The sequence below is a fragment of the Mesorhizobium sp. M1A.F.Ca.IN.020.06.1.1 genome (assembly GCF_004023265.1).
GTDB lineage: Bacteria > Pseudomonadota > Alphaproteobacteria > Rhizobiales > Rhizobiaceae > Mesorhizobium.
Map to the genome: position 1 here is coordinate 1 of NZ_RZSR01000231.1, position 7,147 is coordinate 7,147.

8 protein-coding genes and 1 pseudogene are annotated in these 7,147 nt (G+C 63.3%); 5 read left to right on the top strand and 4 right to left on the bottom strand.

The genetic code is table 11. The features are described from left to right. Nucleotides 1-323 precede the first annotated feature (323 nt). The 5 genes from petA to EOA60_RS12745 all read left to right on the top strand — a co-directional run bounded on the left by petA (nt 324) and on the right by EOA60_RS12745 (nt 4,670). A complete protein-coding gene (gene petA / locus EOA60_RS12725; protein ID WP_066994342.1) occupies nt 324-884 on the top strand; it encodes a ubiquinol-cytochrome c reductase iron-sulfur subunit in 561 nt (186 codons plus the stop codon). Nucleotides 885-901: 17 nt separating this feature from the next. Further along, a complete protein-coding gene (locus tag EOA60_RS12730; RefSeq protein ID WP_066994345.1) occupies nt 902-2,206 on the top strand; it encodes a cytochrome b N-terminal domain-containing protein in 1,305 nt (434 codons plus the stop codon). 19 nt (nt 2,207-2,225) lie between these two features. Further along, a complete protein-coding gene (locus EOA60_RS12735; protein ID WP_095823271.1) occupies nt 2,226-3,083 on the top strand; it encodes a cytochrome c1 in 858 nt (285 codons plus the stop codon). A 139-nt stretch (nt 3,084-3,222) separates the two neighbouring features. Next, on the top strand, nt 3,223-3,918 hold the full coding sequence (locus EOA60_RS12740; protein WP_095823270.1) for a phosphatase PAP2 family protein: 696 nt from the start codon (nt 3,223-3,225) through the stop codon (nt 3,916-3,918). A gap of 206 nt (nt 3,919-4,124) precedes the next feature. Continuing rightward, nucleotides 4,125-4,670, top strand: a complete 546-nt coding sequence (locus EOA60_RS12745) for an adenine phosphoribosyltransferase (protein WP_095823269.1) — start codon at nt 4,125-4,127, stop codon at nt 4,668-4,670. Nucleotides 4,671-4,744: 74 nt separating this feature from the next. Here EOA60_RS12745 and EOA60_RS12750 read toward each other — a convergent pair whose 3' ends face one another. The 4 genes and pseudogenes from EOA60_RS12750 to EOA60_RS38950 form a co-directional block, all read right to left on the bottom strand. Further along, nucleotides 4,745-5,215, bottom strand: a complete 471-nt coding sequence (locus EOA60_RS12750) for a MaoC family dehydratase (RefSeq protein ID WP_067326553.1) — start codon at nt 5,213-5,215, stop codon at nt 4,745-4,747. Then, nucleotides 5,212-5,673: a MaoC family dehydratase gene (locus EOA60_RS12755; RefSeq protein WP_095823563.1), complete on the bottom strand. Its 462-nt coding sequence runs from the start codon at nt 5,671-5,673 to the stop codon at nt 5,212-5,214. Before EOA60_RS12755 ends, EOA60_RS12750 begins: the two co-directional genes overlap by 4 nt. A gap of 103 nt (nt 5,674-5,776) precedes the next feature. Then, on the bottom strand, nt 5,777-6,880 hold the full coding sequence (gene ychF / locus EOA60_RS12760) for a redox-regulated ATPase YchF (protein WP_095801669.1): 1,104 nt from the start codon (nt 6,878-6,880) through the stop codon (nt 5,777-5,779). Nucleotides 6,881-6,974: 94 nt separating this feature from the next. Continuing rightward, nucleotides 6,975-7,147: pseudogene (locus tag EOA60_RS38950) on the bottom strand (aminoacyl-tRNA hydrolase); the annotation flags it as partial.

Here is a 7,147-nt window from a genome sequence, read left to right on the forward strand (position 1 = left end):
CATGCGCCATGGCTCGACAATAGACCGGGCCGGCGGTTGCTGTCGAGGCAAGCGGAGTTCCGATTTACCGCTGAAGTTAGCGCTATTTAGCGCTGTTCGGCGGCCCGATCATCAAGCCGTTGCGCGTGCCGCGGCATGTGCCCGCGACAATGTGCCCTTGTGCCTCCACGCGTCTGGACAAAAACGGGCTTCACGCATAAACCGAACCTCCAAATGCCGGAGGAATTCGCTAGCCTGTTCGCCATGCGCTGTCGGGCCGGCGCGATTGAGCGGGGACAAGGCTCGGCCGCCGGCACGGAAAGAGGCGAAAGGATCAGGCACCCGTGAGCGCAACCGACATCCACGATCCCAACCGTCGCGATTTTCTCTACATCGCCACCGGCATGGCCGGCGTGGTCGGCGCCGGGGCCGTCGCCTGGCCGTTCATCGACCAGATGCAGCCGGATGCCTCGACGCTGGCGCTGGCTTCTGTCGAGGTCGATGTCTCCTCGCTGCAGCCCGGCAGCTCGCTGGTCGTCAAGTGGCGCGGCAAGCCGGTCGTGGTGCGCAACCGCACCGACAAGGAAATGAAGGACGGCGCGGCGGTTAGCCTCAACGATCTCAAGGATCCGATCGCCCGCAATGCCAACTTGCCGGCCGATGCGCCGGCGACCGACGCCAACCGCACCACGCCCGGCAAGGAAGCCTGGATGGTCATGGTGCAGGTCTGCACCCATCTCGGCTGCATCCCGCTCGGCCAGGAAGGCGATTTCGGCGGCTGGTTCTGCCCGTGCCACGGCTCGGTGTACGATACCGCCGGCCGCATCCGCAAAGGCCCGGCGCCGGAGAACATGGCGATCCCGGTGTTTAAATTCATTTCCGATACCAAGATCCTTATCGGTTGAGGCAGGGGGATATTTCGATGAGCGAGGGACACTCCACCTACACACCGAAGACGGGTCTCGGACGCTGGTTCGACGCCCGTATGCCGCTTCCCCGGCTTGTCTATGACAGCTTCATTGCCTATCCGGTGCCGCGCAACCTCAACTACATGTGGACGTTCGGCGGCATCCTGTCGATCATGCTGGTATCGCAGATCCTCACCGGCATCGTGCTGGCCATGCACTACACGTCCGACACCACACTCGCCTTCGATTCGGTCGAGAAGATCATGCGCGACGTGAATTCGGGATGGCTGTTGCGCTATCTCCATTCCAACGGCGCCTCGTTCTTCTTCGTGGCCGTCTACATCCACATCTTCCGCGGGCTGTTCTACGGCTCCTACAAGGCGCCGCGCGAGCTGCTCTGGATCCTCGGCTGCATCATCTACCTCCTGATGATGGCGACCGGCTTCATGGGCTATGTGCTGCCATGGGGACAGATGAGCTTCTGGGGCGCCACCGTCATCACCGGCTTCTTCAGCGCCATCCCGCTGGTCGGCAACTGGATCCAGGAACTGCTGCTCGGCGGCTTCGCCGTCGACAATCCGACGCTGAACCGCTTCTTCGCCCTGCATTACCTGTTGCCGTTCATGATCGCCGGCGTCGTCGTGCTGCACGTCTGGGCGCTGCATGTCGTCGGCCAGTCGAACCCGACCGGCATCGAGGTCAAGTCGAAGACCGATACCGTCGCCTTCACGCCCTATGCGACCATCAAGGACGCGTTCGGCATGATCGTGTTCCTGTTCTTCTTCGCCTATTTCGTCTTCTACCTGCCGAACTACCTCGGCCATCCGGACAACTACACGGTCGCCAATCCGCTGAAGACGCCGGCCCACATCGTTCCGGAATGGTACTTCCTGCCGTTCTACGCGATCCTGCGCGCCATCACCTTCAACATCGGGCCGATCAACTCCAAGCTCGGCGGCGTGCTGTGCATGTTCGGCGCCATCGCCATGCTGTTCCTGGTGCCGTGGCTCGACACCTCCAAGGTGCGCTCGGCGGTCTACCGGCCCTGGTACAAACTGTTCTTCTGGCTGTTCGTGGCCGACGCCATCCTGCTCGGGTGGCTGGGCTCGCAGCCGGCGGAAGGCTCATACGTGTTCATGGCGCAGATGGCGACGCTGTTCTACTTCGCCTTCTTCCTGGTCGTGATGCCGGTGCTCGGCCTGATCGAGACGCCGCGGCGGCTGCCGAACTCGATCACCGAGGCAGTGCTGGAAAAGAAAAACAAGGGAGCCGGCGGGCATCCGGCAGGCGCGGTCAGCGCGCCGGAAACCAAGGGCTGAGAATCTGAGGGGATTTGGCATGAAGAAGATTCTCACCTCGCTGGCGCTGCTTGGCCTGGTGGTCGCGGGCACGGCTGCCATCGCAGCCGAAGAGGAACACAACGCGGCTGCCCCGACGCATTTCCCGATCAATGAACCGAAGGAAATGAGCTGGAGCTTCGCCGGGCCGTTCGGCACGTACGACAAGGCCCAGCTGCAGCGCGGCCTGAAGGTCTACAAGGAAGTCTGCTCGGCCTGCCACTCGATGAACCTGGTGGCGTTCCGCACGCTGGAAGGCCTCGGCTACTCGGAAGCGCAGATCAAGACGCTTGCCGCCGAGTACACCATCCATGACGGCCCGAACGATGCCGGCGACATGTTCGACCGCCCGGGCAAGCCGTCGGATCACTTCCCGTCGCCGTTCCCGAACGAACAGGCCGCCGCGTCCGCCAATGGCGGAGCCGCTCCGCCCGACATGTCGCTGCTCGCCAAGGCGCGCGGTGTCGAGCGCGGCTTTCCGCGTTTCATCTTCGACATTTTCACCCAGTATGCTCAGGGCGGCCCGGACTACATCCACTCGCTGCTCACCGGCTACGACCAGGCGCCGCCGGCCGGCATGGTCATCCCCGAAGGCACGCACTACAATCCATACTTCCTGTCCGGCGTGTCGCTGAAGATGCCGAAACCGCTTTCGGACGGCCAGGTGACCTATGACGACGGCTCGCCGCAGACGGTCGACCAGTATTCGCGCGACGTGTCGGCGTTCCTGATGTGGGCCGCCGAGCCGCATCTCGAAGAGCGCAAGAAGACCGGCTTCCGCGTCCTGGTGTTCCTGCTGCTGTTCGGCGCGCTGGTCTACCTGACCAAGCGCAAGGTGTGGGCCGAAGTGGCGCACTGAGCCGCGATCGGTCCGACACTTTCGAGGGGCGCCGCAAAGGCGCCCTTTTCAATTTCGGGACCGCTTTGATCCGGCCGTGTCACATGGCTGTCATTGCGCATCGCGATCCTGCGTTGGCTCACCTCAAAGGATCGTCCTCATGAAAAGATTTGCGCCGCTTGCAGCCGTGGTGCTGCTTCTTGTCGCCTCCTCGGCAGTCCGCGCCGAGGACGCCCAGCCCTTCGTCACCAACAAGGACATCGACCTGACGATGATCCTGCCGCCGCCGCCGGCCAATGATTCGGCCGAGACCAAGGCAGAACTCGGCGAGGTGCTGACCCTGCAAGTGACGCGCACGCCCGAAATGGAAAAGCGCGCTATCGCCGATGCCGAAGAGGATGTCTGGCGCTTCGCCGATGTCATGGGACCGAAATTCAGCAAGGAGACGCTGCCGAAGTTCAGCGCCTTCTTCGACCGCGTGGTGGCGACCGAAGGCGCGGTCGTCGATCCGGCCAAGGACGTCTGGAAGCGGCCGCGTCCGCATCAGCTCAGTGATCTGGTCAAACCCGCGGTGAAGCTGTCGAATTCCGGTTCCTGGCCGTCGGGCCATGCGACGGTCGGCACCATGATGGGCATCATCCTGTCCGACATGGTGCCGGAGAAGCGGGCCGAGATCATAGCCCGCGCGGCCGAATATGCCCATAACCGCGTGGTCGGCGGCATCCATTATCCGTCGGATGTCGAGATGGGCAAGATTTCCGGCAGCGCGATCGCCGCGGTCCTGCTCAGCCGGCCCGATTTCAAGATCGAGTTCAAGGTGGCGCGATCCGAGCTGCGGTCCGACCTCGGCATGTGAGCCGTCCGTCGCCAACGTTTCTGCAAGGGCGCCAGCGGGGCGCCTTTTTCGCTTGCGGCGCCGACACGGGAGCAAGGCAGGCGATGCCGATCCTTTGCCGGATGCGCTTGTCTCCCGGGCTCCATCGCGGTAGCCGTTGTTGGTTGCGTTGCGCCGGGCGCGTCGACGCCGTTATACCCGACAGCCGGACACGCGGAGCTCGTCTCATGAAACCCTCGCTCGAAGACACGCTGCTTGCGGCCATCCGCACCATTCCGGATTACCCCAAACCCGGCATCCTGTTTCGCGATATCACCACGCTGCTCGGCGACGCTCGCGCCTTTCGCCGGGCAATCGACGAGCTTGTGCATCCTTACGCCGGGCTGAAGATCGACAAGATCGCCGGCATCGAGGCACGCGGCTTCATCCTGGGCGGCGCAGTGGCGCATCAGCTTTCGGCGGGTTTCGTCCCGATCCGCAAGAAGGGCAAGCTGCCTTACGAGACCGTGCGCGTCGCCTACAGCCTCGAATACGGTCTGGGCGAGATGGAGATGCACAAGGACGGCGTCTCGCAAGGCGAGAAGGTGATCCTGGTCGACGATCTGATCGCCACCGGCGGCACGGCGGAGGCGGCCGTCAAGCTGCTCAGGCAGATCGGCGCCGACATCGTTGCCGCCTGCTTCGTCATCGACCTGCCGGATCTCGGCGGGCGCCAGAAACTGGAAGCTCTCGGCGTGCCGGTAAGGACGCTGATCGGCTTCGAGGGGCATTGATCAGTGTTGAATGGTGAATAGTGAGTCGTGAATAGGGAATGGTTCACTAGTCACCATTCACTATTCACCATTCGCTACTCCACCTTCACCAGCACCGCGCTGTCGAACTCGATAACCTTATCGCCGCTGGAGTCGAAACCTTCGGAACGCAGCGTGAGCAGGCTCCAGCCGGGGCGGCCGGCAAGGGGTCGATGGGCAAGCGCTGTGCGGGTGAAGGTCACGGTTTCGCCGGCATAGACCGGCTTCAGCCATTTGAGGTTGCGAAACCCGGGCGAGGGGCCGAATTCGGGCTGCGGGCCGGGACCGGTCCAACGCACGCCCTCGGTCTCCATGCGCTTTTCGAGGTTGTATTTCATCCAGGTGGCGGCGGTGTGCCAGCCGGAGGCGCAGAGACCGCCAAGCATGCTCTCCTTCGCCGCCTCCTCGTCGACATGGAAGATTTGCGGATCGTATTTCCTGGCGAACGCCTTGATCTCGTCGGCCTCGAATTTGTGCGCGCCGAGGGTGACGGTTTGGCCGATGAGGAAATACTCGTCCAGGGTCACGCGACGGCCCCGCGGGTCAGAAACATGCCGGTGTTCTCAAGCTCGAAGACGCATTCGCCGCGCTGGTTGAACAGTTCGCTGCGCATGCTGACGAGGCCGATCTGCGGCCGCGACTTGGACTGGCGCTTGGAAAGCACGGTGACCTTGCCGGTGAGACGGTCACCGGCCAGAACCGGCTTCTTCCATTTGACGTGCTCGATGCCGGGTGAGCCTTGCGAGGTCGAATCGAGCAGGAAGGCATCGCACAGCATGCGCATGAACATCGCGCAAGTGTGCCAGCCCGAAGCCGAAAGGCCGCCCAGGATGCTGGCCTTGCCGGCCACCTCGTCGAGATGCATCGGCTGGGCATCAAATTCGCTGGCAAACTCGATGATCTCGGCGGCGCTCACATTCTTGCTGCCGAGGTCGAGCGAGGCGCCCTCGACGAAATCCTCATAGGCCCAGGTCTTTCCGGTCATGTCGGCAATCCGGTTGACGAACGCGTGATCCCGAAGGTCGGGCATCCCGGATGGAGGCCCGAGCCAATTTGGTCAAGTCCTTTCTGGTGAGCCAGCCAGGCACTCAGGTGTTGAACTTGAACAGCATGATGTCGCCGTCCTGGACGACATACTCCTTGCCTTCGTCGCGCGCCTTGCCGGCTTCCTTGGCCGCCACTTCGCCGCCGAGCGTGACGAAGTCGTTGTAGGAGATCGTCTGGGCGCGGATGAAACCACGTTCGAAGTCGGTGTGAATGACGCCGGCAGCTTGCGGTGCCTTATCGCCCTTGTGGATCGTCCACGCGCGCGTCTCCTTCGGCCCGACGGTGAAATAGGTGATCAGATGCAAGAGTTCGTAGCCGGCCCGGATCACCTTGTTGAGGCCCGGCTCGTCAAGGCCGAGCGAGGCGAGGAACTCCATTTCCTCCTCGTCGGAAAGCTGGGCAACTTCCGCCTCGATCGCCGCCGAGATCACCACCGTGCCGGCGCCCTGCGCGGCGGCCATCTTCTCCACCGCCTTTGTATGCTCGTTTCCCGTGGCAGCGTCCGCCTCAGCGACGTTGCAGACATAGAGCACGGGATGCGATGTGAGCAGGTTCAGGCCCTGCAGGATGCGCAGATCCTCCGCCGCGATGCCATTGAGCAGGACGCGGGTCGGGCGACCTGCCTGCAGCAGTTCGAGCGCCGCCTCCATCATCGGCAGAACGGTCATTGCTTCCTTGTCCTTGCCGGCGGCGCGCTTGCGGACCTGCACGATGCGGCGCTCCAGGCTTTCGAGATCGGCGAGCATCAGCTCGGTCTCGACGGTCTCGGCGTCGGCGACCGGATCGATGCGGCCCTCGACATGGGTGATGTCGTCATCCTCGAAGCAGCGCAGCACATGCACGATGGCGTCGACCTCGCGGATGTTGGCGAGGAACTGGTTGCCCAGACCTTCGCCCTTGGAGGCGCCGCGCACCAGTCCGGCAATGTCGACGAAGGAGATGCGGGTCGGGATGATCTCCTTCGACTTGCCGATCGCGGCGATCTTCTGCAGCCGCGGGTCCGGAACCGCCACCTCGCCGGTGTTCGGCTCGATGGTGCAGAAAGGATAGTTGGCGGCCTGCGCGGCAGCCGTCCTGGTCAACGCGTTGAACAGCGTCGACTTGCCGACGTTGGGCAAGCCAACGATGCCACATTTGAAACCCATGTTCGTCCGGTCCTATCGGGAATTCGAGATTTGCTGAGGGCTATGGGCGAAAGCGCGGACGATCGTCAAGCCCTTGGCATGATCGTTTCAACGCTCAGTCTTTTCCGAACAGCTTCTTCAGCATCGCGGCCATCGGCCCGCTCTCGGGAACCTTCGCCGGCGGCTGCTGCGGGCGGGCCTGGCGGATATGGCTCTGCTGTTTTGGCGCCTTGGGCGGAGGCCGATCGTCATCGCCGGTCGGCACGAGCTTCTCGCGCAGCGCCAGGG

Coding starts and splice junctions, on each gene's coding strand:
- EOA60_RS12730 (WP_066994345.1), top strand. CDS start 902: ATGAGCGAGGGACACTCCACCTACACACCGAAGACGGGTCTCGGACGC.
- EOA60_RS12735 (WP_095823271.1), top strand. CDS start 2,226: ATGAAGAAGATTCTCACCTCGCTGGCGCTGCTTGGCCTGGTGGTCGCG.
- EOA60_RS12740 (WP_095823270.1), top strand. CDS start 3,223: ATGAAAAGATTTGCGCCGCTTGCAGCCGTGGTGCTGCTTCTTGTCGCC.
- EOA60_RS12745 (WP_095823269.1), top strand. CDS start 4,125: ATGAAACCCTCGCTCGAAGACACGCTGCTTGCGGCCATCCGCACCATT.
- EOA60_RS12755 (WP_095823563.1), bottom strand. CDS start 5,673: ATGACCGGAAAGACCTGGGCCTATGAGGATTTCGTCGAGGGCGCCTCG.
- ychF (WP_095801669.1), bottom strand. CDS start 6,880: ATGGGTTTCAAATGTGGCATCGTTGGCTTGCCCAACGTCGGCAAGTCG.